Origin of the sequence: Delftia sp. HK171, from assembly GCF_001886655.1 — a bacterium.
GTDB classification, from domain to species: Bacteria; Pseudomonadota; Gammaproteobacteria; order Burkholderiales; family Burkholderiaceae_C; genus Comamonas; species Comamonas acidovorans.
The window spans coordinates 5,232,638-5,257,804 of sequence record NZ_CP018101.1 but is presented as its reverse complement, the minus strand read 5'-3'; the positions used below and the strand labels follow the sequence as shown (position 1 = coordinate 5,257,804).

Below are 25,167 nucleotides of genomic sequence, written 5' to 3'. Positions count from 1 at the left end.
CATGAAGATTCTCATTTGTAACGACGACGGCTACCAGGCGCCCGGCATCCAGGCCCTGTACGAGGCGCTGCGCACGGTGGCAGACGTCGAGGTGGTGGCACCGGAGCACAACAACAGTGCCAAGTCCAACGCCCTGACGCTGAACGCGCCGCTGTATGTGCACCAGGCCCACAACGGCTTTCGCTATGTCAATGGCACGCCTGCGGACTGCGTGCACATCGCCCTGACCGGCCTGCTGGGCTACCGGCCCGACCTGGTGGTCTCGGGCATCAACAACGGCGCCAACATGGGCGACGACACCATCTATTCCGGCACCGTGGGCGCCGCCATGGAAGGCTTTCTGTTCGGCATTCCCTCCATTGCCTTCTCGCAGGTGGACAAGGGCTGGTCCGAGATCGAGGCCGCTGCCGCCGCCGCGCGCCAGCTGGTCATGGACATGCAATCGCAGGAACTGATCGGCCTGTCGCCCTGGCTGCTCAACGTGAACATTCCCAACATGCCCTTGTCCGCGCTCAAGCCCCTCAAGCTGTGCCGGCTGGGCCGCCGCCATGCGGCCGAACGCGTCATCACCCAGGAGAGCCCGCGCGGCGAAATGATGTACTGGATAGGCAGCGCAGGCGCGGCCAAGGATGACTCGGAGGGCACGGACTTCCACGCTACGGCGCACGGCCATGTGTCCGTCACGCCGCTGAAGGTGGACCTGACCGACCACGACAACCTGGGCTACTGGGCACAGACGGCGGCCAGGCTGGCGTCGGCCGGCCAGGGCGGGGCGGTGCAACCGTGAGCGAGCGCCGTCCCGGAGTTCCCTCGTGGGTGGCGCGCTCGGTGCAGACCCCTGCGCCGGCCTCGCGCGCGGCGCCTGCGCGCTCTGCGCTGGCGCCGGCCGGTGCCCGTGTCCCGCAACAGCCCTCGGGCATCGGCCTGGACTCGGCCGCCGTCCGCGCCCGCATGGTGCAGCGGCTGGCTGCCACCGGCATACAGTCGCCGGCCGTGCTGGCCGCCATGGGATCGGTGGAGCGCCACCGCTTTGTGGACAGCGCCCTGGTCAACCAGGCCTATGAAGACACCAGCCTGCCCATTGGCCTGGGCCAGACGATCTCCAAGCCCAGCGTGGTCGCCCGCATGACCGAGCTGCTGCTGGGTTCGGAAGCCGCGAAGTCGGGCCTGGGCCGCGTGCTGGAAATCGGCACGGGCTGCGGCTACCAGGCGGCGGTGCTGGCGCGCGTGGCACGCGAGGTCTATTCGATCGAGCGCCTGCGCGGCCTGCACGAGAAAGCGCGCAGCAACCTGCGGCCCTGGCGGCTGACCAATGTCCATCTGATCTTTGGAGATGGCATGGAAGGCTATGGCAGCGGAGCGCCGTATGCGGGCATCATCTCGGCCGCTGGCGGCGAGAGCATGCCCTCGGCCTGGTGCGACCAGCTGGCCGTGGGCGGGCGGCTTGTCGCGCCCATGGTGGTTACGGGTGGTAAGCAGGCACTGCTGGTGATTGACAAGAGTTCACACGGGTTTACGCAGTCGATTTTGGAGGCCGTGAACTTTGTCCCCCTAAAATCGGGCATCGCCTAGAAGGGAATAACTTATGTTGGTATCGCGAAGTCTTGGGGCTTGGGGAACGGTGGTGCTTGCCGGCATGGTTCTGGCAGGCTGCACATCCCAAGTGAACAGGGCTCCCGTGGAGGACCGTGGAACGACCACCACCTCCTCCACCTCTTCCTCGCCATCGGCAGCCGTCAAGCCGCTGCCCGGCGTCGAAAACGCCGGCAAGCCCGGCTACTACACGATCAAGCCCGGTGACACGCTGATCCGCATCGGCCTGGAAACCGGCCAGAGCTGGAAGGACATCGCGCGCTGGAACAATCTGGAGAACCCCAACCTGATCGAAGTCGGTCAGGTGGTGCGCGTCGTGCCTCCGACCAGCTCGGACAGCGTCGGCACGCGCCCCTCGTCCACTGCCTCCTCCACGCCCAGCGGCTCGCCCGTGGTGGCAACGCCGCTGCCGCCCGTGGCATCGTCGGGCGGCTCCACGGCAACGCCTGCACCCGCACCGACCCCGGCACCCGCCCCTGCACCCGCAGCCGGCAAGGGCGCCGACGATGTGGACTTCATCTGGCCTGCATCGGGCAGCCTGATCGCCGGTTTTGACGAGGCGCGCAACAAGGGTTACGACATCGCAGGCAAGGCCGGCGATCCCGTGATGGCCGCTGCCGATGGCCGCGTGGTCTATGCCGGCGCCGGCCTGCGTGGCTATGGCAACCTGATCATCCTCAAGCACAACAACACCTACCTCACGGCCTACGCGCACAACCAGACGCTGCTGGTCAAGGAAGACCAGACCGTGCGCAAGGGCCAGAAGATCGCCGAGATGGGCAGCACCGACGCGGACCGCGTGAAGCTGCACTTCGAGGTGCGTCGCCAGGGCAAGCCTGTCGATCCTTCGCGCTACCTGCCTTCTCGCTGATGAGCCGCAGCACCAGGCAAACCGGACAAGCCCCTGCCCCGCAGGGGCTTGTTTCTTCTGCGCCCGGCGAATCGCCGTGGGAGCCGGGCGAGGACGAGGCCGAAGGCGGCGAGGTCGAGGCTGCCGCAGCCGAGCTGCGCGAGATCACCGTGCCGCCGGCCCAGCACGGCCTGCGCGCCGACAAGGTGCTGGCCGAATGCGTGGCCGAGTTCTCCCGCAGCTATCTGCAGCAACTGCTGGCGCAGGGCGCGGTCACGCTCAATGGGCGTGTGCTGGTCAAGCCGGCCACCAAGGTGGCCGCCGGCGACCGGATGGTGCTGGAGATGCGGCCCACGCAGCAGAGCATGGCCTTCCAGCCCGAAGACATGGCGCTGGACGTGGTGTATGAGGACGAGCACCTGCTGGTCGTCAACAAGCCGGCTGGCCTGGTCGTGCACCCGGCTCCGGGCAATTGGACGGGAACCCTGCTCAACGGCCTGCTGGGGCGCGACCCCAAGGCGCGGGAGGTGCCGCGCGCCGGCATCGTCCACCGCCTGGACAAGGACACCAGCGGACTCATGGTGGTGGCGCGCAGCCGCGCCGCCATGGACGCGCTGGTGGCCATGATCGCCGCGCGCGATGTCAGCCGCCAGTACCTGGCGCTGGCCCACAAGGCCTGGGGCCCGCGCAAGCGCCGCGAGGTCGATGCGCCCATCGGCCGCGACCCGCGCAACCGCCTGCGCATGGCCGTGGTCGACCTGGCGCAACATGCAGGCAAGACCGCGCGCACCGACATCGACCTGCTGGCCGGCAACGAGGAAGTCAGCTTGGTGCGCTGCACGCTGCACACGGGCCGCACCCACCAGATCCGCGTGCACATGGCATCGCTGGGCCACCCGCTGGTGGCCGATGCCGTCTACGGCGGCAAGGAGGCTGGCGGCATGGCGCGCCAGGCGCTGCACGCCTTCCGGCTGGCCTTCACCCATCCCATGACAGGCCAGGCCCTGGTGCTGCGCGCGCCGCTGCCGCCCGATATGGCACAGGCGCTGGAAAATTGGGGGCTGAGCTACAATCCCGCCGAAAGCCTCTGACCATCTCTCGCATGGCATCCGTGGAGCGCTTGCTTCCTCTTCTTTGATTCGGCGCACCCTGGCTGCCACCTCTGGTGGCACGCGCGCCTTTGTTCCCGAGACGCTGAGCCATGAATACGGTAGATGCCAAGCGGGTCCTGGAAACTGCATTGATCTGTGCGCCGCAGCCTGTCACGCTGCGTGAGCTGCGCTCGCTGTTCGATGACGTGCTGGGCTCCGACACGCTGAAGGACCTGCTGCTGGACCTGCAGAAAGACTGGGCGCAAAAGGGTGTGGAGTTGGTGCAGGTGGCGTCTGGATGGCGCTTCCAGAGCCGGCCCGAGATGCGGGTCTATCTGGACCGGCTGCATCCCGAAAAGCCGCCACGCTACACCCGCGCGACCCTGGAGACGCTGGCGATCATCGCCTACCGCCAGCCAGTGACGCGCGGCGACATCGAGGACATACGCGGCGTGACGGTCAACAGCCTGCTGATCAAGCAACTGGAAGACCGGGGATGGATCGAGGTCATTGGCCACCGGGAAACCGTGGGCCGGCCCTCTTTGTTCGCCACCACGCGCCAGTTTCTGGACGACCTGGGCCTGCAGTCGCTGGACCAGTTGCCCATGCTCGAGGAGCCCGAATCCCAGCAAAGCCTGTTCAAGGCGCTGGAAGAGTCGGGTGCGCAGGAATTGGCAGCGGACGAGGCCGCGCCAGCCGGTGACGCTCCCTTGCCGGAAGAGCCCCAGGGCGAGGCAGATGCCACGGAATCGGACGGGGCAGATGCCGCAATGGCAGCAGATACGGCTCAAGCAGATACAGCAGACCTGGCGGATGCGGCAGACGCAGCGGATGCGGCAGAGGCAACAGACGCAACGGATACAGCGGATACAACGGATACGGACGGCACTGCAAAGCAGGCCGAAGAAGGAAAGCCATGACGGGTAGTGATATCTCCAAAGACCAGGACGCCCAGCCGGCGTCCGATGAGGCCGGCGCGCAGCGCAAGGCCCGCCCCGCGCGCTCGCGCGCTCCCAAGGCCGGGGCGCGGCCCGGCGCCAAGCCTGTGCGCAAGCCGCGTCCGGCCGCCGAGGCGTTGCATGCCGAAGACACCGTGCAAGAGCTGGTGCCGGCTGATGCATCAGAGTCAAGCGACTCAGGGTCTGTCGAAGGCTACGGTTTTGCGGACGTCATCTCGGGCGAGCTCGACGCTGCCGAAGAGCGCGACGATGCCGCGCCTGCCAAGCGCGTGCTGCTGCCCCAGGTCGATTCGCCCAAGCTGCACAAGGTGCTGGCCCAGGCCGGGCTGGGATCGCGCCTGGAAATGGAGCAGCTCATTCTTGAAGGCCGCATCTCGGTCAACAACGAGCCTGCCCACGTGGGCCAGCGCATCCAGTTCGGCGACCAGATCAAGGTCAATGGCCAGCCCATCCGCTTTCGCATCGACCCGCCGCCGGCGCGTGTCATCGCCTATCACAAGCCCGTGGGCGAGGTCGTCACGCATGACGATCCGCAAAACCGTCCCACGGTGTTCCGCAAGCTGCCTCGCCTGCAGCATGGCAAATGGCAATCGGTGGGTCGCCTGGACCTGAACACCGAAGGCCTGCTGCTGTTCACCAGCTCGGGCGAGCTGGCCAACTCCCTGATGCACCCGCGCTTCGGCCTGGAGCGCGAATACGCGGCCCGCGTGCTGGGCGCGCTCAGCAAGGAAGAAAAGCAGCGCCTGACCGACGGCGTGCAGCTGGAAGACGGCGTGGCCGCTTTCGGCTCCATTGAAGACGGCGGTGGTGAAGGCGCCAACTGCTGGTACCGCGTGACCATTTCCGAAGGCCGCAACCGCGAAGTGCGCCGCATGTTCGAGGCGGTGGGCCATGCCGTGAGCCGGCTGATCCGCATCCGCTACGGCGCCATGGTGCTGCCGCGCGGCCTCAAGCGCGGCGCCTGGGTGGAGCTGGACCAGGCCGACATCCAGTCCCTGGCTTCGGCAGCCGGCATGCAGGCGCGTGCGCCCGCTGCACCCAAGCCCCCGGCCGGAGGCCGCCGTGGTGGCCCGGCAGACCGCAACACCGTTCGCCGCGAAGGCGGCGGCCGCTACTTCGACGGCAATCGCCCGGCGCCCAACGCCATGCTCGACGGCCCGCGTGCCAAGCCTGCCGCCAAGGGCGGCAAGGCTGACGGCGGCCAGGGACAGGGCAAGGGGCAGGGCGGTGCAGGCGGGCGGGGCAAGGGCGGCGGCAGCCAGCAGCCCGATCCGATGCGTACATCGGTGGGCTACATCGGCTCCGACAGCCTGTCGCGTGCACGCCAGAACGCCAAGCGCAAGCCGGGAGGACGCCGCTGAAAGGCGGCCGGGCCGTCCGCCTTCTGGTTCATCCAGAGGTGGTCGGCCCGCCCTGTAAGCCTGCCATTTGGCAGCACCATGTCATCAAGGACTTTGATGGCACAGCTAGAATCAACGGTTTTGTCCAATTGACAAAAATCCATAGTAACCCTGATTAGGAACCATTCAAATGGCCATCGAACGCACTCTTTCCATCATCAAGCCCGACGCCGTTGCCAAGAACGTGATCGGCCAGATCTACGCACGCTTCGAAGGCGCTGGCCTGAAGGTCATCGCTGCCAAGATGGTGCACCTGTCGCGCGGCGAAGCCGAGCAGTTCTACGGCGTCCACAAGGAGCGTCCTTTCTTCAAGGACCTGGTGGACTTCATGGTCTCCGGCCCCGTGATGATCCAGGCTCTGGAAGGCGAGAACGCCATCCTGAAGAACCGCGAACTGATGGGCGCCACCGACCCCAAGAAGGCTGAGAAGGGCACGATCCGCGCCGACTTCGCCGACAGCATCGACGCCAACGCCGTGCACGGCTCTGACGCCGCTGAAACTGCAGCCGTGGAAGTGGCTTTCTTCTTCCCCGGCATGAACGTCTACTCGCGCTAATCCCCGCGTCTTCCGCGGCCGTCATGGTCTGTCCGGTGCAGGCCGTGCCTGCCGCGGAAGAGCCGAGAGCGGCGTGGCACCGGCCTGCCGACATGAATACCAATTTGCTAGATTTTGATCTCGACGGACTTGCCGCTTACTGCGAGCAACTCGGCGAGAAGCGTTTCCGCGCGACGCAGCTGTTCCGCTGGATCCACCAGCGAGGCGCCAGCGACTTCGACCAGATGAGCGATCTGGCCAAGTCCCTGCGCGAAAAGCTCAAGGCGTGTGCCCACATCACGGCCCTGCCGGTTCTGACCGAGCATGTGTCTGCCGATGGAACAGTCAAGTGGCTGTTCGACGTGGGGGGCGGCGATGCCGTCGAAGCCGTTTTCATTCCCGAAGATGACCGGGGCACGCTGTGCGTGTCGTCCCAGGCGGGCTGCGCCGTGGGCTGTCGCTTCTGCTCCACGGGTCACCAGGGCTTCAGCCGCAACCTCAGCACGGGCGAGATCCTGGCCCAGCTGTGGTATGCCGAGCATGCGCTGCGCAAGCGCCTGGGCACGGGCGGCGAGCGCGTCATCTCCAACGTGGTGATGATGGGCATGGGCGAGCCGCTGCAGAACTACACGGCCCTGGTGCCGGCGCTGCGCGCCATGCTCGATGACCATGGCTACGGCCTCTCGCGCCGCCGTGTGACCGTGTCCACCTCGGGCGTGGTGCCGATGATCGACCGGCTGTCCCAGGACTGCGCCGTGGCCATGGCCGTGTCGCTGCACGCGCCCAATGACGAGCTGCGCGACCCGCTGGTGCCGTTGAACCGCAAGTACCCCATCCACGAGCTGCTCGATGCCTGCGAGCGCTACCTGGAATTCGCGCCCCGTGACTTCATCACGTTCGAATACTGCATGCTCGATGGCGTCAATGACCAGCCTGAGCATGCGCGCCAACTGATAGAGTTGGTCCGCGCGCGTGGCGATGGCCGCAGCTGGTGCAAGTTCAACCTGATTCCGTTCAATCCGTTCCCGGCCTCGGGGCTGCTGCGTTCACCCGCAGCGCGGGTGACGGAGTTCGCCAGCCTGCTGAGCAATGCCGGCATCGTGACCACGGTGCGCAAGACACGTGGCGACGACATCGATGCAGCCTGCGGACAGCTGGCTGGCGATGTCAAGGACCGCACGCGCGCTGCCGAGCGCATGGCCAGGCAGCGCACCATTGTTCTCAAGCAGGTGCCTTGAGAAGACCTGGGGCATGCCTGGCATGCCCCGACGGAACAAAGGACAGTTCATGAAGTCAGTGGCTCGGCGGCTGCGAACGGGGGATTTCGGTACAGGCATGCGCTGGGCAGTGCCCGCGCTGGTTCTTTTCTTGGCGGGCTGCGCAGGCAAGCAGCCTTTGGTGCCCCCGACGAATTCTGGCTCCGGCAACGCTTCCTCCGTCTCCAATGCCTCGATGGCTTCTGCCGCCGAGGCCGATCCCCGCCGCCGCGCAAGCATCCGCCTGGAGCTGGCGGCTTCCTATTTCCAGGCTGGCCGCATCGATGTGGCCCTGGAAGAGGTGAACCAGGCGCTGGCCGCTGACCCCAGTTCCGCCGACGGCTACGGCCTGCTGGCCCTGATCTACATGCGCAACCAGGACTGGGACCAGGCTGACGCCAGCCTGCGCAAGGCGATGTCGCTGCGTCCCCAGGACGGCGACCTGCAGCACAACTACGGCTGGCTGCTGTGCCAGCGCAAGCAATACGCGCAAGCCCAGGAATGGCTGGACAAGGCCCTGGCCCAGCCCGGCTACCTGGAGCGCCCCAAGACCTGGATGGCCAAGGGCCTGTGCCTGCAGCAGGCCGGCCTGCTGGTCGAGGCCCAGCAGGCGCTGCTCAAGGGCTATGAACTCGATCCCGCCAACCCGGTGATCGCCTACCACCTGAGCAACGTGATGCTGCAGGGCGGCGACGCCAAGAGGGCGCAGTTCTACATCCGGCGCCTGAACAGCAGTCCCCAGTCCAATGCGGAAAGCCTGTGGCTGGGGATCAAGATAGAGAGGGCGCTGCAGCAATCTGCAGCGATGCGGCAGCTGGCTGACCAGCTGCACCAGCGCTTCCCGAGTCCCGCCAATGGCTGGCCTACGAGCGTGGAGCATTCAATGAGTGAGGTGTTGGCGGTGCATGACGAAGCAGGTACGCAAGGCGAGAACGCACAAACTTCCATGACGGCGGGCACGCTGCTGCGCCAGGCGCGTGAGGCGGCGGGTCTGTCTCTGGCCGGGCTGGCGGCGGCACTCAAGGTGCCAGCCCCCAAGCTTGAGGCGCTGGAGGCGGATGACTACGCCGCATTCCAGGACCATGTCTTCATGCGGGCCCTGGCGCAAAGCGTCTGCCGCACGCTGCGCATGGACTCGGCATCGGTGCTGGCCCTGCTGCCGCGCACCCAGCTCAAGAGCCTGGCCGATGATCGCGGCAGCATCAACGCCACGTTCAAGGAGCGCTCCTTCAAGGCCACCGGAACATCGCTGGGACGTGAAAACGGCTCGCGCAAGGTGGCCATCATCGTGCTGCTGCTGCTGGCCGCTGCCGCTGCCGTCTACTTCCTGCCCAAGCATGAAGGCGACGCCGAAGAGCCGCAGGCCGGCGCTTCCGATGCCGCTGCCCTTGTGCAGCCAGCAGGGACTGTGTCCGAGCCCGTGGCCGCCCAGGAGCCCGTTGCGCCTGCGGCGACGACGCCGGCCGATGTGCCGGCTGCATCTGCATCCGCATCTGCATCTGCACCGGCAACTTCAGCGCCTGCAGCGGCAGCCGTTCCGGCTCCTGCGTCCACCGCAACGCCTGCTGCCCCTGCCGCCGATGCGCCTGCCGAGGGCGCAGCAGCGACATCGGCAGCCACCGCAGGGCAAACGCCTGGTGGCGTGCTGGTCATGAAGGCCAACGCACAATCGTGGGTACAGGTCAAGGATTCCAGCGGCCGCGTGGTGCTGCAAAAGACGCTGGCGGCCGGTGAATCCATTGGCGCCGAGGGCGCGCTGCCGCTGTCGGTCATCGTCGGCAATGCCAGCGGCACCGAGGTACGTGTGCGTGGCGAATTGCTGGAAGTCGCCAAGACCACCCGCGACAATGTGGCCCGCTTTGAGGTGAAGTGACCGTGCAAGATCTCCCCATCACGCAGCAGCCGATAGCGATTGCCTCGCCGCTGCCGCGCAAGTCCCGCCAGGCCCGTGTGGTCTGGCGCAACAACGTCGTCACCGTGGGTGGCGATGCGCCTGTGCGCGTGCAGTCCATGACCAACACCGATACGGTGGACGCGGTCGAGACGGCCATTCAGGTGCGCCAACTGGCCCAGGCCGGCTCGGAGATGGTGCGCATCACCGTCAACACGCCCGAGGCGGCCGCCGCCGTGCCCTATATCCGCGAGCAGCTGGACCGCATGGGCGAGTACGTGCCGCTGGTGGGTGACTTCCACTACAACGGCCACCGCCTGCTCACCGAATACCCGGCCTGCGCCGAGGCACTGTCCAAGTACCGCATCAACCCCGGCAACGTGGGCAAGGGCGACAAGAAGGACAAGCAGTTCGGCCAGATGATCGAGGCGGCGGCCCGCTACGACAAGGCCGTGCGCATCGGTGTCAACTGGGGCTCGCTGGACCAGGAACTGATGGCCCGGCTGATGGACGAGAACTCGCGCCGCGCCCAGCCCTGGGACACGCGCCAGGTCATGTTCGAGGCGCTGATCTCCTCGGCCGTCGATTCCGCGCGCCTGGCCGAGTCCATGGGGCTGAACGGCGACAACATCATCCTGTCGTGCAAGGTCAGCGGCGTGCAGGACCTGATCTCGGTCTACCGGGCCCTTGCGCAGCGCTGCGACTATGCGCTGCACCTGGGCCTGACCGAAGCCGGCATGGGCACCAAGGGCACGGTGGCCTCGGCCGCCGCGCTGTCCGTGCTGCTGCAGGAAGGCATTGGCGACACCATCCGCGTCTCGCTCACGCCCCAGCCCGGCGAAGCGCGCACGCAGGAAGTGGTGGTCGCCTCCGAAATCCTGCAGGCCCTGGGCCTGCGCATCTTCGTGCCCAGCGTCACGGCCTGCCCGGGCTGCGGCCGCACCACCAGCACCATCTTCCAGGAACTGGCCAAGCAGATCGATGACTATCTACGTGGCCAGATGCCGCTGTGGCGCATGAAGTATCCCGGTGTCGAGGCGATGAAGGTGGCCGTGATGGGCTGCATCGTCAACGGTCCCGGCGAGAGCAAGCACGCCAACATCGGCATCAGCCTTCCCGGCACGGGCGAGGCGCCCGCCGCCCCCGTCTACATCGACGGCGAAAAGGCGCTCACGCTGCGCGGCGAGCGGATTGCCGAGGAATTCCAGGCACTGGTCGAAAATTATGTGGCGCGCACCTATGGCGCCACCGCCGCTGCACCCGCCTGATCGGCTGTATCGAGCATTGCAGTTATTGCAAAATAGATAGCGCACCACGCTTTGCCTCATTGGCTCTCACGCGAAACAGGCGTTGAGAGCATGGGGCGAAAAAAGCGGGGCCAGCGCCTGTTTCCGAGCATTCATCGAACGAGAACAACGTGGCCAAACCCGAAAAACTTTCCGCCGTCAAAGGCATGAACGACATTCTTCCCGCCGAGTCCGCTCGCTGGGAATGGCTGGAAGCGCAGGTGCGTGAATTGATGGCGCGCTTTGCCTACCGCAACGTGCGCACGCCCATCGTCGAGCATACGCAGCTGTTCGTTCGTGGCATCGGCGAGGTGACGGACATTGTCGAGAAGGAGATGTACTCCTTCGAGGACAAGCTCAACGGCGAGCGCCTGACGCTGCGCCCCGAAGGCACGGCCAGCCTGGTGCGCGCCACCATCGAGAACAACCTGCTGTACGACGGCGGCAAGCGCATGTGGTACATGGGCCCCATGTTCCGCCATGAGCGCCCGCAGCGCGGCCGTTACCGCCAGTTCCACCAGATCGGCGCCGAGGCCCTGGGCTTTGCCGGCCCCGATGTCGATGCCGAACTCATCATGCTGGCCGTTTCCCTGTGGAAGCAGCTGGGCCTGACCCAGTGGCGCCTGGAAATCAACAGCCTGGGCCAGCCCGAGGAGCGCCAGGCACACCGCCAGGCCCTGATCGCCTACCTGGAGCAGCACCAGGACGTGATGGACGAAGAGGCCAAGCGCCGCATGTACAGCAACCCGCTGCGCGTGCTGGACACCAAGAACCCCGCCATGCAGGAAATGGTCAACGGCGCGCCGCGCCTGCTGGACTTCCTGGGCGAGGGCTCGCTGGCCCACTTCGACGGGCTCAAGGCCATCCTGGACGCCAACGGCGTGCCATGGACCGTGAACCCGCGCCTGGTGCGCGGCCTGGACTACTACAACCTGACGGTGTTCGAGTTCATCACCGACATGCTGGGCTCGCAGGGCACCATCTGCGCGGGCGGCCGCTACGACTACCTGATCGAACAGGTGGGAGGCAAGAGCGCGCCTGCCGTGGGCTGGGCATTGGGTGTGGAGCGTGTGCTGGAACTCGTCAAGGAGCTCGGCACCGACATCCCCGCGCCCACGCTGCATGCCTACGCCATCGTCCCCGACGTGGCCGCCATGCCCGTGGCGCTGCGCACCCTGCAGCAACTGCGTGAGGCCGGTGTGCGCGTGCAGATGCATGCGGCCAGCGCCGAAGGCATGGGCAGCATGAAGTCGCAGTTCAAGAAGGCCGATGCCAGCGGCGCACATTTCGCGCTGATCTTCGGCTCCGATGAGCTGCAGCAGGGCCTGGTCACCGTCAAGTCGCTGCGCGACGGCGCGGGCCAGCAGGTGCAGCAAGCCCTGGCTGATGCGGCCCAATGGGCTGCCACCCTACAATCGGCGGTTTGACCAGCATCCGCAGCTTTTCAAGCGACCGCTCCAGCGGCGACCTCCATACATAAAGCGACACAGGCGATCCATGGCAAACCATTTCGATCTCGAAGAACAAGAGCAGATAGAGCAGCTCAAGCATTTCTGGAATACCTGGGGCACGTTGATCACCGGCGTGCTCGTGGTCATCTTCGTCGGCTTTGCCGGCTGGAATGGCTACCAGTACTGGGAAAAGCGCCAGGCCACGCAGGCTGCCGCTCTGGCGCATGCCGTTGACGTGGCGCTGGCTGGCAAGGACGCGGCGCGCGCCGGCCAGGCCTTCGCCGATCTCAAGGACAAGTACGCCGGCACCACGCAGGCGGCCCAGGCCGGCCTGCTGCTGGCCAAGGCTGCAGTGGACGAAGGCAAGCTCGATGACGCCAAGGCAGCCCTGAGCTGGGTGGCCGACAAGGGCGACGAAGGCTACAAGGCCCTGGCCAAGCTGCGCCTGAGCGCCGTGCTGGAGCAGCAAAAGCAATACGACGAAGCCCTCAAGGCGCTGGAAGGCAGCATGCCCGAATCCTTCGCCGGCATCGTGGCCGATCGCCGTGGCGACATTCTTGCGGCCCAGGGCAAGCAGGCCGAGGCCATTGACGCCTACCAGCGCGCCCATGCCGCCCTGGACAAGGGTGTGGACTATGGCCGTCTGATCGAGTTCAAGCTCAATGCGCTGGGTGCTGAACCCACCGTGCTGGCACAGGCCAAGACGTCGACTTCGGAGAAGCAACCTTGAAAACCTCGGCTGATCAATTGATGGCGATTTCGCGCCCGCGCGGCGTTGCGCGCTGGATGGCTCTGGGCCTGCTGGCCGGTGCCCTGGGTGGCTGCTCCACCGTGTCCTCGTGGTTCAGCAGCGACACCAAGCCCAAGCCCCAGGAGCTGGGTGCCAACCCCGGCCTGCTGGCCGTGCACCAGGCCTGGACCGCCAAGCTCGGCGCCGAAGTGCCGCTGGCCACCGACATCCATGTGCAGGGCGACACGCTGCTGATCGCTGCCAAGGACGGCAGCGTCACTGCACTGGACGCACGCAACGGCAGCCAGCTGTCGCGCTTCACTGTTGGCGAGCCGCTGACCGCAGGCGTGGGCGGTGACGCCGAGCGCCAGGCCGTGCTCACGCGCAGCAACCAGGTCATCGTCTACTCGCAAGGCAAGCAGCTGTGGAAGCAACCGCTGCCCGCAGCCGCCTACACGCCGCCGCTGGTCGCGGGAGGCCGCGTCTTCGTGCTGGCAGCCGATCGCTCGCTGGCCGCTTTCGATGCCGCCAACGGCCGCAAGCTGTGGACCGCACAGCGCCCGGGCGAGCCCCTGGTGCTGCGCCAGCCCGGCGTGCTGATCGCCGTGGGCAACACGCTGGTGGCCGGCCTGTCGGGCCGCATGGTGGGTATCGATCCCGACACCGGCGCCGTGCGCTGGGAGGCCCCGCTGGCCAGCCCGCGCGGCACCAATGACGTGGAGCGCCTGGTGGACCTCGTGGGCCGCGTCAGCCGTGTCGGTGACAGCGTCTGCGCGCGTGCCTTCCAGGCTGCCGTGGGCTGTGTGGATACGCAAAACGCATCGGTGCGCTGGACCCAGCCGTCCAAGGGTGCCGATGGCATCGACGGCGATGGCGATGCCGTGTTCGGCGCCGAGAGCAATGGCACCGTCCAGGCCTGGCGCCGCGGCGACGGCTCGCGCGTGTGGTCCATCGACCAGCTGCAGCACCGCCGCCTGACGGCGCCGTTGATGCTGGGCCGCTCGGTGGTGTTTGGTGATGACTATGGTGTGGTGCACCTGCTGTCCAAGACGGACGGACAGGCGCTGGCACGATTGAAGACGGACGACTCCGGCGTGGCCTCGCCCCCGGTATCGGCTGCCAATACGCTGGTGGTGGTAAGCCGCAGCGGAACTGTGTACGGCTTCAGGCCGGATTGATAGGTATTTTCGGGAATGAAGCCAGTTATTGCCCTGGTAGGGCGACCCAATGTGGGCAAATCGACGCTGTTCAATCGGCTGACCAAGTCGAGGGATGCAATCGTCGCGGATTTCGCGGGCCTCACGCGTGACCGCCACTATGGACAGGGCCGCCAGGGTAAGCACGAGTACATCGTGATCGATACCGGCGGTTTTGAGCCAGATGCATCCAGCGGCATCTTCAAGGAGATGGCACGCCAGACGCAGCAGGCTGTTGCCGAGGCTGACGTCGTGGTCTTCGTTGTCGATGCGCGCCTGGGCATGTCCGCCCAGGACCACGACATCGCCAAGTACCTGCGCCGGCTGGGCAAGCCCTGCGTGCTCGTGGCCAACAAGGCCGAGGGCATGAAGGAAGGCGTGCAGCTGACCGAGTTCTACGAACTGGGCCTGGGCGATGTGCTGCCGGTTTCCGCGGCACACGGGCAGGGCGTGCGCGACCTGCTCGACCTGGCCCTGGGCCAGCTCAACCTGCCCGAGCCCGAGGAAGACGACCCGTTCGACGATGTGGCCCAAAAGCCCATCCGCCTCACCGTGGCAGGGCGCCCCAATGTCGGCAAATCCACGCTGATCAACACCTGGCTGGGTGAGGAGCGGCTGGTCGCCTTCGACATGCCGGGCACCACGCGCGACGCCATCTCGGTGCCCTTCGAGCGCGCCGGCCAGAAGTTCGAGCTGATCGACACGGCAGGCCTGCGCCGCAAGGGCCGGGTGTTCGAGGCCATCGAGAAGTTCTCCGTGGTCAAGACGCTGCAGGCCATCGAAAGCGCCAATGTCGTGCTGCTGCTCATCGATGCCACGCAGGGCGTGACCGACCAGGATGCGCACATTGCCGGCTACGTGCTGGAAAGCGGCCGTGCCGTGGTGCTGGCCGTGAACAAATGGGATGCGGTGGACGACTACCAGCGCCAGATGCTGGAGCGCTCGATCGAGACGCGCCTGTCCTTCCTCAAGTTCGCTCCCATGCATTTCATCTCGGCGGAAAAGCGCCAGGGCCTGGGTCCGCTGTGGAACTCCATCATCCAGGCGCACAAGGCTGCCACCTGCAAGATGCCCACGCCGGTGCTCACGCGCCTGCTGATGGAGGCCGTACAGTTCCAGACGCCCAAGAAGACGGGCATCTACCGCCCCAAGATGCGCTATGCGCACCAGGGTGGCATGAACCCTCCGGTCATCGTCATACACGGCAATTCGCTCGAGCATGTGACGGAAGCCTACAAGCGCTTCCTCGAAGGGCGATTCCGCAAGGAATTCAATTTGGTTGGCACGCCGTTGCGGATCGAGTTGAAAACCTCTCATAATCCTTTTGCCGACAAGGACAAGTAACAAGCTACGGGATTTCGGGAAAACCCTTGTGCGAACAAGGGCCCCAAAACACTGTGGTAAGGTGTCGGTTTACAACAACACTCTTCGAACACGGAGAATATCGTGAGCAACAAAGGCCAACTCCTCCAAGACCCGTTCCTGAACGCGCTTCGCCGCGAACATGTTCCGGTGTCCATCTACCTCGTCAACGGCATCAAGCTGCAAGGCCAGATCGAATCCTTCGACCAGTACGTGGTTCTGCTTCGCAACACCGTCACGCAGATGGTTTACAAGCACGCCATCTCCACCATTGTTCCCGGCCGCGCCGTGAACTTCTCCACGGCCGAAGCTGCCGGCAGCGACGCCAGCGCTTGAGCTCGCTGCGCCCTGATGCCTCCCCGCACCGCCGGGGAGCTTCCTCACCCTTCGGGAGAGGTTTTTCTTGAGTTCTGAATCTTTTGACCGGTCCACGCCAACGCCAGTGCTGCTGGTGGGCGTGGATTTCGGCTTTCCCCATTTCGATGGCGAGTTGGAAGAGCTGGGCCTGCTGGCCGGCACGGCCGGCCTGCGTCCCGTTGCACGCCTGACCTGCAAGCGCAAGGTGCCCGATGCGGCGCTGTTCGTGGGCAGTGGCAAGGCCGACGAAATCCGCATGCTCGCCCAGATGCACGGTGCCCAGGAAGTGCTGTTCGACCAGGCCCTGAGCCCGGCCCAGCAGCGCAATCTGGAACGCCATCTGCAGATGCCGGTCAACGACCGCACTTTGCTGATCCTGGAGATCTTCGCCCAGCGCGCGCGCAGCCATGAAGGCAAGCTGCAGGTGGAACTGGCGCGCCTGCAATACGTGGCCACGCGCCTCGTGCGGCGCTGGACCCACCTGGAGCGGCAGATGGGCGGCATCGGCGGCCGTGGCGGCCCTGGCGAGAAGCAGATCGAGCTGGACCGCCGCATGATCGACGAGTCGATCAAGCGCACCAAGGAGCGGCTGCAGAAGGTCAAGAAGCAGCGCGCCACGCAGCGTCGGCGGCGCGAGCGCCATGGCATCTTCAATATCTCTCTGGTTGGCTACACCAACGCCGGCAAGTCCACGCTGTTCAATGCGCTGGTCAAGGCGCGCGCCTATGCGGCCGACCAGCTGTTCGCCACGCTGGACACGACCACGCGCCAGCTGTACCTGAATGAAGCCCAGCAATCGGTGTCCCTGTCGGATACCGTGGGGTTCATCCGCGACCTGCCGCACGGCCTGGTCGATGCATTCCAGGCCACGTTGCAGGAGGCGATCGATGCCGATCTTCTGCTGCATGTGGTCGACGCCTCCAATCCGAATTTCCCAGAGCAAATCCAACAAGTCCAGAAAGTTCTGAAGGAAATCGGTGCCCAGGAGGTGCCTCTGGTACTGGTTTTCAACAAATTGGACGCCGTCGATTCGGAGCGGCTTCCAGCGCAGTTGCAGGACCAGTACGAGCTTGACGGGCTGCCTGTTTCACGGGTGTTCGTCAGCGCCCGCTCCGGCGAGGGGCTGCCGCAGCTGCGGCAGTTGCTGGCCGAGCATGCGCTGCGCGCGGAGGCGGAACACGCCGAAGCGCACGGTGGTGATGAGCGGGATCAGGAGGAGGTGGATGGCGCGATGCCCCCTGGGCAGGACGCCGAATACTAGGGGCTAGCGCCCTGATTGGGCAAAATGCCGATTGGGTCCCTGTCTTTACCGAAGAAACCGAGACTTCTCGCATGAATCTTTCACAACGCGCCCATCGCTGGGCGATGCTGCCGCAGCGCCTTCGCGGGATGTTCAACCTGAATGATCCGCGATGGGGACGTGGCGACGACAAGAACGACGATGCTTCGCGCCCCGATGCCGACCGTCCCGCGCCGCCGCCCCCGCCTGCGGAGCCTGCACGCGACAACCGCGACAGCCGTGACAACCGCCCCTCGTCGGGCGGCGGCCAGCCGCCTGATCTGGATGAGCTGTGGCGCGACCTCAACCGCAAGCTCTCGGGCCTGTTCGGCGGCAAGCCGGGCGGCGGCCGTGGCCAGCCGCCCATCCGCAATGGCGGCGGCAGCCAGCCGCCGGACATGCGCAGCGCCGGCATGGGCGTGGGCCTGATCGCCGGCATTGCCTTCATCATCTGGATGGGCACGGGCATCTTCATCGTCCAGGAAGGCCAGCAGGCCGTCATCACCCAGTTCGGCAAGTACAAGAGCACGGTGGGCGCCGGCATCAACTGGCGGCTGCCGTACCCGATCCAGCGCCATGAACTGGTCTTCGTGACGCAGATCCGCTCGGCCGACGTGGGGCGCGACACCATCATCAAGAGCACGGGCCTGCGCGAGTCGGCCATGCTCACCGAGGACGAGAACATCGTCGAGATCAAGTTCGCTGTCCAGTACCGCCTGAGCGACGCGCGCGCCTGGCTGTTCGAGAGCAAGAACCCGTCCGAGGCCGTGGTCCAGGCCGCAGAGACTGCCGTGCGCGAAGTCGTCGGCAAGATGAAGATGGACACGGCGCTGGCCGAGGAGCGCGACCAGATCGCCCCGCGCGTGCGCGACCTGATGCAGACCATCCTGGACCGCTACAAGGTGGGCGTGGAAGTCGTGGGCATCAACCTGCAGCAAGGCGGCGTGCGTCCGCCCGAGCAGGTCCAGGCGGCCTTCGACGACGTGCTGCGTGCAGGCCAGGAGCGCGAGCGTGCCAAGAACGAAGCGCAGGCCTACGCCAACGACGTGGTGCCGCGCGCAGCCGGCTCGGCGGCGCGCCTGCTGGAAGAGTCCAACGGCTACAAGGCCCGCATCGTGGCCCAGGCCCAGGGTGATGCGCAGCGCTTCAGCTCGGTGTTCACCGAGTACCAGAAGGCTCCCCAGGTCACGCGCGACCGCATGTACCTGGAAACCATGCAGCAGATCTACGGCAACGTGACCAAGGTGCTGGTGGAATCGCGCCAGGGCTCCAACCTGCTGTACCTGCCGCTGGACAAGATCATGCAAGGCGTGAGCGGCAATGTGCCGGCAGCCGACAGCTCGGCGGCCCCCAGCACCCAGGCGCCTGCGCCTGCCGCCATTCCCGGCCTTTCGAACGATGCGCGCAGCCGCGACAGCAGTCGCAGCCGTGACCGCGAAGCACGCTGAGGAGCAGCCCAAGTGAACCGAGTTGGATTTTTCATCACCAGCATTCTTCTGGCGCTCGCGCTGCTCAGCTCCATGCTGTTCGTCGTCGATCAGCGCCAGTTCGGCGTGGTCTATGCCCTGGGTCAGATCAAGGAAGTGATCACCGAGCCGGGCCTGAACATCAAGATGCCGCCGCCGTTCCAGAACGTGCGCTACATCGACAAGCGCCTGCTCACGCTGGACAGCACCGACACCGAGCCCATGCTCACTGCCGAAAAGCAGCGCGTGGTCATCGACTGGTACGTGCGCTGGCGCATCTCCGATCCGTCGGAGTACATCCGCAATGTGGGCCTGGACGAGTCGGCTGGCGCCATGCAGCTCAACCGCGTGGTGCGCAATGCCTTCCAGGAGGAAATCAACCGCCGCACCGTGCGCGAACTGCTGTCCAGCAAGCGCGATGCGCTGATGAACGACGTCAAGCGCGAAGTGCTGGAGACCGTGCGCGGCGCCAAGCCTTGGGGCGTGGACGTGGTCGATGTGCGCATCACGCGCGTGGACTATGCCGAGACGATCACGGAATCGGTCTACCGCCGCATGGAAGCCGAGCGCAAGCGCGTGGCCAACGAGCTGCGCTCCACCGGCGCCGCCGAAGGCGAGAAGATTCGCGCCGAGGCCGATCGCCAGCGCGAGATCACCATCGCCAATGCCTACCGTGATGCCCAGAAGATCAAGGGCGAGGGCGATGCCGAGGCCGCCCGGACCTACGCCGAGGCCTTTGGCAAGGACCCGCAGTTTGCGCAGTTCTACCGCAGCCTGGAGGCCTACAAGGCCAGCTTTGCCAAGAAGAGCGATGTGCTCGTACTCGATCCTTCGCAGACCGATTTCTTCAAGGCCTACCGCAGTGGTGGAAGCTCTGGAAAATAAGCGCGCCTGAGCGGCAACGCCGCCCGGCCCCTGCACGGCGCCCCTGTTGGGGCGCCGTTTTTTCTTGCGCCGCCGCTGTCGCCCGTGCACCGAATCGATTCGGAATACCGAACACCCGCCGTGGGCCTTGGGTCACCCCCAATTTGGGCTGGCCCGCAACAGCCGGTAGAATCACGTTTTTAACAGCCTCCCCCTTTTCCATGTCTGCTTGGGTCCTGCCGGATCACATCGCCGATGTCTTGCCTTCCGAGGCCCGGCACATCGAAGAATTGCGTCGAGGCCTGCTCGATACAGCGCGTGGCTATGGCTATGAACTGGTCATGCCGCCCATGCTGGAGTACCTCGAATCCCTGCTCACCGGCACAGGGGAGGCGCTGGACCTGCAGACCTGCAAGCTCATCGACCAGCTGACAGGCCGCACCATGGGTCTGCGTGCAGACACCACGCAGCAGGTGGCCCGCATCGACGCCCATCTTCTCAACCGCAAGGGCCTCACGCGCCTGTGCTACTGCGGCCCCGTCGTCCATGCCCGCCCTGACCGCCCCCGCGCCACGCGCGAGCCGCTTCAGTTCGGTGCCGAGATCTACGGCCACCAGGGCATGGAAGCCGACCTGGAGGCACTGCACCTGGCGCTGGACTGCCTGCGCAGCGCAGGCGTCACCAACATCAATGTCGATCTGGCCGATGTGCGCATTGTGCGCAGCCTGCTGGCTGGCGTGATGGTGGACATGCAGGTGCTGCGCGGCGTGCACGCTGCGCTGGCCGCCAAGGATGCGAGCGAGCTCGAGCGCCTCACGCGCGACTTCCCTGCCGCATCGCGCGAAGGCCTGATGGCCTTGCTGCAGCTGTACGGCGGCATCGAGGTGCTGGACCGTGCCGAGAAGCTGCTGGCCCGCACCGCAGGCGTGCAGCCGCTGCTGGACCAGCTGCGCTGGCTGGCGCAGCGCCTCGAAGGCGTGAGCGTGAGCTTCGATCTGGCCGATCTGCGCGGCTATGCCTACTACAGCGGCACGCGCTTCGCCATCTATGTGCCGGGTGCCAGCGATGCGCTGGTGCGCGGCGGCCGCTATGACGAGGTGGGTGCGGTCTTTGGCCGCAACCGGCCCGCCGCCGGCTTCAGCCTGGACATCAAGCAGCTCGTCGCCGTCGTGCCCGAGCGCCCGCTCAAGGCTGCCATCCGCGCGCCCTGGGGCGACGATCCCCAGGTTGCGGCTGCCATTGCTGCATTGCGCCGGCAGGGCGAGACCGTGGTCTGCGTGCTGCCAGGGCATGAAAGCGAAGTGGACGAATTCCACTGCGACCGCGAGCTCGTGCAGGTTGCCGGGCAGTGGGCCGTGCAAGCCATCTGACGCATTTGTCAATTTCTTCGGATTTCATCGGATTTGAATATGAAAGCTACCAAAGGTCGCAACGTGGTCGTGGTCGGCACCCAGTGGGGTGACGAAGGCAAGGGCAAGCTGGTGGACTGGCTGACCGAAAGCGCCCAGGGCGTGGTCCGCTTCCAGGGTGGCCACAACGCTGGCCACACGCTGGTCATCAACGGCGTGAAGACCGCACTGCACCTGATCCCCAGCGGCATCATGCGCCCCGGCGTGAAGTGCTATATCGGCAACGGCGTGGTGCTCTCTGCCGCCAAGCTGTTCGAGGAAATCGAAGGCCTGGAGAAGGCCGGCGTGCAGGTGCGTGACCGTCTGCGCGTGTCCGAAGCCTGCCCGCTGATCCTGCCTTTCCACTCGGCGCTGGACGTGGCGCGCGAAGCTGCGCGCGAGCAGGGCGGCACCGAGAAGATCGGCACCACCGGCCGTGGCATCGGCCCCGCCTACGAAGACAAGATTGCCCGCCGCGCACTGCGCGTGCAGGACCTCAAGTACCCCGAGCGCTTCGCCACCAAGCTGCGCGAACTGCTGGCCCTGCACAACCACATCCTGGTCAACGTGCTGGGTTCGAAGAACTTCACCTTCGGTGACGCGCTCAAGCCGTACATCAAGGATGGCGAAGTGCAATTCGACGCGGTGTACGAAGAGGCCATGCGCCATGCCGAGCTGCTCAAGCCCATGATGGCCGATGTCTCCCGCGAGCTGAACGCCGCGCACGCCGAAGGCGCCAACCTGCTGTTCGAAGGCGCGCAGGGCACGCTGCTGGACGTGGACCACGGCACCTATCCCTATGTCACCTCGTCCAACTGCGTCGCCGGCAATGCGGCTGCAGGCTCGGGCGTGGGCCCCGGCATGCTGCACTACATCCTGGGCATCACCAAGGCCTACTGCACCCGCGTGGGCGGCGGTCCTTTCCCCACGGAACTGGATTGGGAAAAGGAAGGTACGCCGGGCTGGCACATGAGCACCGTGGGCGCCGAAAAGGGCGTGACCACCGGCCGCTCGCGCCGCTGCGGCTGGTTTGACGCCGCGCTGCTCAAGCGCAGCGCCCAGGTCAACGGCCTGTCGGGCCTGTGCATCACCAAGCTCGACGTGCTCGACGGCCTGCAGGAACTGCTGCTGTGCGTGGGCTACGAGCTCGATGGCGAGAAGATCGACCTGCTGCCCATGGGCGCCGACGAGATCGCCCGCTGCAAGCCCATCTATGAGTCCATCCCCGGCTGGACCGATTCCACCGTGGGCGTGACCGACTACGACAAGCTGCCGGCCAATGCCCGCCGCTATCTGGAGCGCATCGAGGAAGTGACGGGCGTGCCCATCGCCATGGTTTCGACCAGCCCCGACCGGGATCACACCATCCTGATGCAAAACCCCTACGCCGCCCAGTGAACTGCTGGCGGCTGAACCCCAAGATTGAACCAGGAGCCATTCCATGCTGACGGAAGACGGTCAACACCTGTATGTGAGCTACGACGAATACCACGGACTGATCGAAAAGCTCGCGATCAAAGTGCACCAGTCCGGCTGGGAATTCGACACCATTCTCTGCCTGGCCCGTGGCGGCCTGCGTCCCGGTGACATGCTCAGCCGCATCTTCGACAAGCCGCTGGCCATCATGTCCACCAGCTCCTACCGCGCCGAAGCCGGCACGGTGCAGGGCCATCTGGACATCGCGCGCTTCATCACCACGCCCAAGGGCGAGATCGCCGGCCGCGTGCTGCTGGTCGATGACCTGGCCGATTCGGGTCACACGCTGAACGCCGTGATCGCCATGCTCAAGACCAACTACCCGCCGATCACCGAGCTGCGCAGCGCCGTGATCTGGACCAAGGGCCTGTCGGCCTTCACGCCCGACTACTCGGTGGACTACCTGCCGACCAACCCCTGGATCCACCAGCCCTTCGAGCACTACGACACCCTGCGTCCCGAAAAGCTCATGGAGAAGTGGAAGATCTGATCGCCACTGCGCCTTTGGGCGCATGCCAGCGAAGGGAGCCTGTCGGCTCCCTTTTTCGTTGTGGCGGGTATTTCCATGCGCCGTCGTCATGCCTTGATGCAAGTCATGGATTGGCGCGCTTGCCGCGATATCTCGGGCCAACGTCGCGCAAATGTCGGTTTTTTGCACAGCAGCAAAGGCCGATGCCCCAGAGCGTCCGAGGGGCTGATTGGCGCAGCTACACTGCGCAGATTCTCAGAAGGTGGTGCTTTGTGAAACGTCTTTCCGTCGGGCGCTTGAGCGCGGCTGTGGCTTTGGTTGTGGGCGGCGGTGCGCTGGCCTGGCTGGCCGTGGCATCCCTGCCCGGATCCAAATCGGCCCGCGCGGCCTCGGCCACGTCTGCTGCCGTGCAGGCGCAAGCCGCATCGGCCCAGGCGGCGGCCGTTCCTGCCGCGCCTTCCGTTCCATCGGCTACGGCCGCTCCCGCGGCCCCGGTCGCGCGTGTCACGCCGCCACCGCAGACCCAGGGCCCCACGCCCATCTTTGTGCTCAACTCGCTTGATGCCAACATCAGCATCGTGGACCCGGTCACCTGGCAGGAGACGGCACGCATTCCCACGGGCAAGGAGCCGCATCACCTGTACCTCACGCCGGACGAGAAATCGCTGGTCGTGGCCAATGCGCTGGGCGACACCCTGACCCTGGTCGATCCGCGCACGGGCGAGGTGCAGCGCGTTATCCGCGACATCATCGACCCCTATCACCTGCGCTTCAGCCCGGACATGAAGTGGTTCGTCACGGCGGCCAACCGCCTCAACCACATCGACATCTACCGCTGGGATGGCCAGAACCCGCAGTTGGTCAAGCGCGTGCCCACGGGCAAGACGCCCAGCCATCTCTGGATCGATGCCAAGAGCACGACCATCTATTCCACCATGCAGGACAGCGATGCCCTGGTGGCCATCGACATCGCCACCCAGACCATCAAGGCCCGCGTGCCCACCGGCCCCATGCCGGCCGATCTCTATGGCAGCCCGGACGGCACCAAGCTGTTCATCGGCCTGACCGGCAGCGATGGCGTGGAAGTGTTCGACATCACCGGCCCAGAGCCGCGCAGCGTGGCCCGCATCAAGACAGCCGCTGGCGCCCACGCCATGCGCGCGGCCGGCGACGGCCGCCACCTGTATGTGAGCAACCGCGTGGCCAACACCATCAGCAAGATCGACATGCAGACCAACCAGGTCGTGGCCAACTACCCGGCACCGGGCGGCCCCGACTGCATGGACGTCTCCGCCGACGGCCGCTACCTGTTGGTCAGCTCGCGCTGGGCGCGCAAGCTGTCGGTGATCGACACCGTGGAAAAGAAGGTGGTCCAGCAGGTCAAGGTCGGCAAGTCGCCGCACGGCGTGTGGACGCTGGCCCACGCGCAACGCTGATGGACCGCCGTCTCTTTGCGCAATCGCTGGCCGGTGCGGCGGCTTTCGGCCTGCTGCGCCCCGCCTTGGCGGCAGGGCAGGGCACAGGCTGTGCCAAGACCGTGTATCTGACCTTCGACACGGGCCACATGGGCATTGCCGACCTGGTGGCCGATGTGCTCAAGCGCCATGCGGTGCCAGTGACGTTTTTCGCGGCCAACGAGCCCACCCAGCAAGGCGATGGCAGCCTGGGCGAGACCTGGGCGCCCTGGTGGCGCGCACGCGCTGCCGAAGGCCATGAGTTCGCCTCGCACACCTACGACCACATGTACTGGCGCGGTGATCTGCGCGCCTCGAAGAGCGGGCCGGTCACGGGTTTTCGCGTGCGCCCCTCGGCAGGGCCTCGCGCCAACGAGAACTTCACGGTCGATGCGGCAGGCTATTGCGACGAGATCCGCCGATCCGCACAGCGGCTGCAGCAGATCACCGGGCGCAAGCCCCTGCCGCTGTTCCGTGCGCCCGGCGGCAAGACTTCGCCCGCGCTGCTGGATGCCGCGCGGCAGTGCGGCTACATGCATGTGGGCTGGGCCAGCGCGGGTTTTCTGGGCGATGAGCTGCCCAGCGACCGCTACCCGAATGCGCAGCTGCTGGCCCAGGCGCTCAAGAACATCCGCAGCGGAGACATCCTGCTGGCCCATCTGGGCATCTGGTCACGCAAGGACCCCTGGGCACCTGCCGTGCTGGAACCTTTGATCACGGGCCTGCTCAAGCAGGGGTTCTGCTTCCGCACACTGCGGGAGCATCCCGACTATCGGGATTGGGTAGCAAAATTCGCATAGTGTCCGCGCGCGCA

At 66.0% G+C, this 25,167-nt stretch carries 23 protein-coding genes and 1 pseudogene; all 24 read left to right on the top strand.

Going from position 1 to position 25,167, the window contains the following annotated elements:
- Window position 1: 1 nt before the first annotated feature.
- The 24 genes and pseudogenes from surE (at window position 2) to BO996_RS23395 (ending at window position 25,153) form a co-directional block, all read left to right on the top strand.
- Window positions 2-787: a 5'/3'-nucleotidase SurE gene (gene surE / locus BO996_RS23510; protein WP_043782596.1), complete on the top strand. Its 786-nt coding sequence runs from the start codon at window positions 2-4 to the stop codon at window positions 785-787.
- Window positions 784-1,572, top strand: coding sequence for a protein-L-isoaspartate(D-aspartate) O-methyltransferase (locus BO996_RS23505; RefSeq protein ID WP_013801166.1), 789 nt, complete (start codon window positions 784-786; stop codon window positions 1,570-1,572). Before surE ends, BO996_RS23505 begins: the two co-directional genes overlap by 4 nt.
- Window positions 1,573-1,585: 13 nt before the next feature.
- On the top strand, window positions 1,586-2,464 hold the full coding sequence (locus BO996_RS23500; RefSeq protein WP_012206826.1) for a peptidoglycan DD-metalloendopeptidase family protein: 879 nt from the start codon (window positions 1,586-1,588) through the stop codon (window positions 2,462-2,464).
- Window positions 2,464-3,534 (top strand): RluA family pseudouridine synthase, encoded by a 1,071-nt coding sequence (locus BO996_RS23495; RefSeq protein ID WP_043819111.1) that lies wholly within the window; start codon window positions 2,464-2,466, stop codon window positions 3,532-3,534. Before BO996_RS23500 ends, BO996_RS23495 begins: the two co-directional genes overlap by 1 nt.
- A gap of 110 nt (window positions 3,535-3,644) precedes the next feature.
- Window positions 3,645-4,454, top strand: a complete 810-nt coding sequence (gene scpB, locus BO996_RS23490; protein WP_043819110.1) for an SMC-Scp complex subunit ScpB — start codon at window positions 3,645-3,647, stop codon at window positions 4,452-4,454.
- Window positions 4,451-5,854 (top strand): pseudouridine synthase, encoded by a 1,404-nt coding sequence (locus BO996_RS23485; RefSeq protein WP_071956540.1) that lies wholly within the window; start codon window positions 4,451-4,453, stop codon window positions 5,852-5,854. Before scpB ends, BO996_RS23485 begins: the two co-directional genes overlap by 4 nt.
- A gap of 169 nt (window positions 5,855-6,023) precedes the next feature.
- Window positions 6,024-6,449, top strand: coding sequence for a nucleoside-diphosphate kinase (ndk, locus tag BO996_RS23480; RefSeq protein ID WP_012206822.1), 426 nt, complete (start codon window positions 6,024-6,026; stop codon window positions 6,447-6,449).
- Window positions 6,450-6,541: 92 nt separating this feature from the next.
- Window positions 6,542-7,666 carry a 23S rRNA (adenine(2503)-C(2))-methyltransferase RlmN gene (rlmN, locus tag BO996_RS23475; protein ID WP_034396288.1) on the top strand — a complete coding sequence of 375 codons (1,125 nt, stop codon included), beginning with the start codon at window positions 6,542-6,544 and terminating at the stop codon, window positions 7,664-7,666.
- Window positions 7,667-7,715: 49 nt separating this feature from the next.
- Window positions 7,716-8,575: pseudogene (gene pilW, locus BO996_RS23470) on the top strand (type IV pilus biogenesis/stability protein PilW).
- Entirely contained in the window at window positions 8,568-9,557 is a 990-nt protein-coding gene (locus BO996_RS23465) for a RodZ domain-containing protein (protein ID WP_071956539.1), read from the top strand. The pseudogene pilW and the gene BO996_RS23465 overlap by 8 nt, the downstream one beginning before the upstream one ends.
- A gap of 2 nt (window positions 9,558-9,559) precedes the next feature.
- The gene (ispG, locus tag BO996_RS23460) at window positions 9,560-10,843 is read left to right on the top strand and encodes a flavodoxin-dependent (E)-4-hydroxy-3-methylbut-2-enyl-diphosphate synthase (protein WP_071957200.1); all 1,284 of its coding nucleotides are present in this window, start codon (window positions 9,560-9,562) and stop codon (window positions 10,841-10,843) included.
- Window positions 10,844-11,028: 185 nt separating this feature from the next.
- A complete protein-coding gene (gene hisS / locus BO996_RS23455; protein ID WP_212739077.1) occupies window positions 11,029-12,288 on the top strand; it encodes a histidine--tRNA ligase in 1,260 nt (419 codons plus the stop codon).
- Window positions 12,289-12,358: 70 nt separating this feature from the next.
- A complete protein-coding gene (locus BO996_RS23450) occupies window positions 12,359-13,042 on the top strand; it encodes a YfgM family protein (protein ID WP_012206816.1) in 684 nt (227 codons plus the stop codon).
- Window positions 13,043-13,062: 20 nt separating this feature from the next.
- Entirely contained in the window at window positions 13,063-14,220 is a 1,158-nt protein-coding gene (gene bamB / locus BO996_RS23445; RefSeq protein ID WP_043819101.1) for an outer membrane protein assembly factor BamB, read from the top strand.
- Between the two features lie 15 nt (window positions 14,221-14,235).
- Window positions 14,236-15,582, top strand: a complete 1,347-nt coding sequence (der, locus tag BO996_RS23440) for a ribosome biogenesis GTPase Der (RefSeq protein WP_012206814.1) — start codon at window positions 14,236-14,238, stop codon at window positions 15,580-15,582.
- Between the two features lie 102 nt (window positions 15,583-15,684).
- A complete protein-coding gene (gene hfq, locus BO996_RS23435) occupies window positions 15,685-15,936 on the top strand; it encodes an RNA chaperone Hfq (RefSeq protein ID WP_012206813.1) in 252 nt (83 codons plus the stop codon).
- A 67-nt stretch (window positions 15,937-16,003) separates the two neighbouring features.
- Window positions 16,004-17,218, top strand: a complete 1,215-nt coding sequence (gene hflX, locus BO996_RS23430; protein ID WP_071956538.1) for a GTPase HflX — start codon at window positions 16,004-16,006, stop codon at window positions 17,216-17,218.
- Between the two features lie 71 nt (window positions 17,219-17,289).
- Complete coding sequence (gene hflK / locus BO996_RS23425; protein WP_012206811.1) at window positions 17,290-18,684, top strand: FtsH protease activity modulator HflK; 1,395 nt, start codon at window positions 17,290-17,292, stop codon at window positions 18,682-18,684.
- A 12-nt stretch (window positions 18,685-18,696) separates the two neighbouring features.
- On the top strand, window positions 18,697-19,587 hold the full coding sequence (gene hflC / locus BO996_RS23420) for a protease modulator HflC (protein WP_012206810.1): 891 nt from the start codon (window positions 18,697-18,699) through the stop codon (window positions 19,585-19,587).
- A gap of 200 nt (window positions 19,588-19,787) precedes the next feature.
- Entirely contained in the window at window positions 19,788-20,936 is a 1,149-nt protein-coding gene (locus tag BO996_RS23415) for an ATP phosphoribosyltransferase regulatory subunit (RefSeq protein ID WP_012206809.1), read from the top strand.
- A 39-nt stretch (window positions 20,937-20,975) separates the two neighbouring features.
- Entirely contained in the window at window positions 20,976-22,352 is a 1,377-nt protein-coding gene (locus BO996_RS23410; RefSeq protein WP_012206808.1) for an adenylosuccinate synthase, read from the top strand.
- Between the two features lie 43 nt (window positions 22,353-22,395).
- Window positions 22,396-22,920, top strand: a complete 525-nt coding sequence (locus tag BO996_RS23405; RefSeq protein WP_012206807.1) for a phosphoribosyltransferase — start codon at window positions 22,396-22,398, stop codon at window positions 22,918-22,920.
- 182 nt (window positions 22,921-23,102) lie between these two features.
- Complete coding sequence (locus BO996_RS23400; RefSeq protein ID WP_012206806.1) at window positions 23,103-24,335, top strand: YncE family protein; 1,233 nt, start codon at window positions 23,103-23,105, stop codon at window positions 24,333-24,335.
- Entirely contained in the window at window positions 24,335-25,153 is an 819-nt protein-coding gene (locus BO996_RS23395; RefSeq protein ID WP_071956537.1) for a polysaccharide deacetylase family protein, read from the top strand. Before BO996_RS23400 ends, BO996_RS23395 begins: the two co-directional genes overlap by 1 nt.
- Window positions 25,154-25,167: the final 14 nt, after the last annotated feature.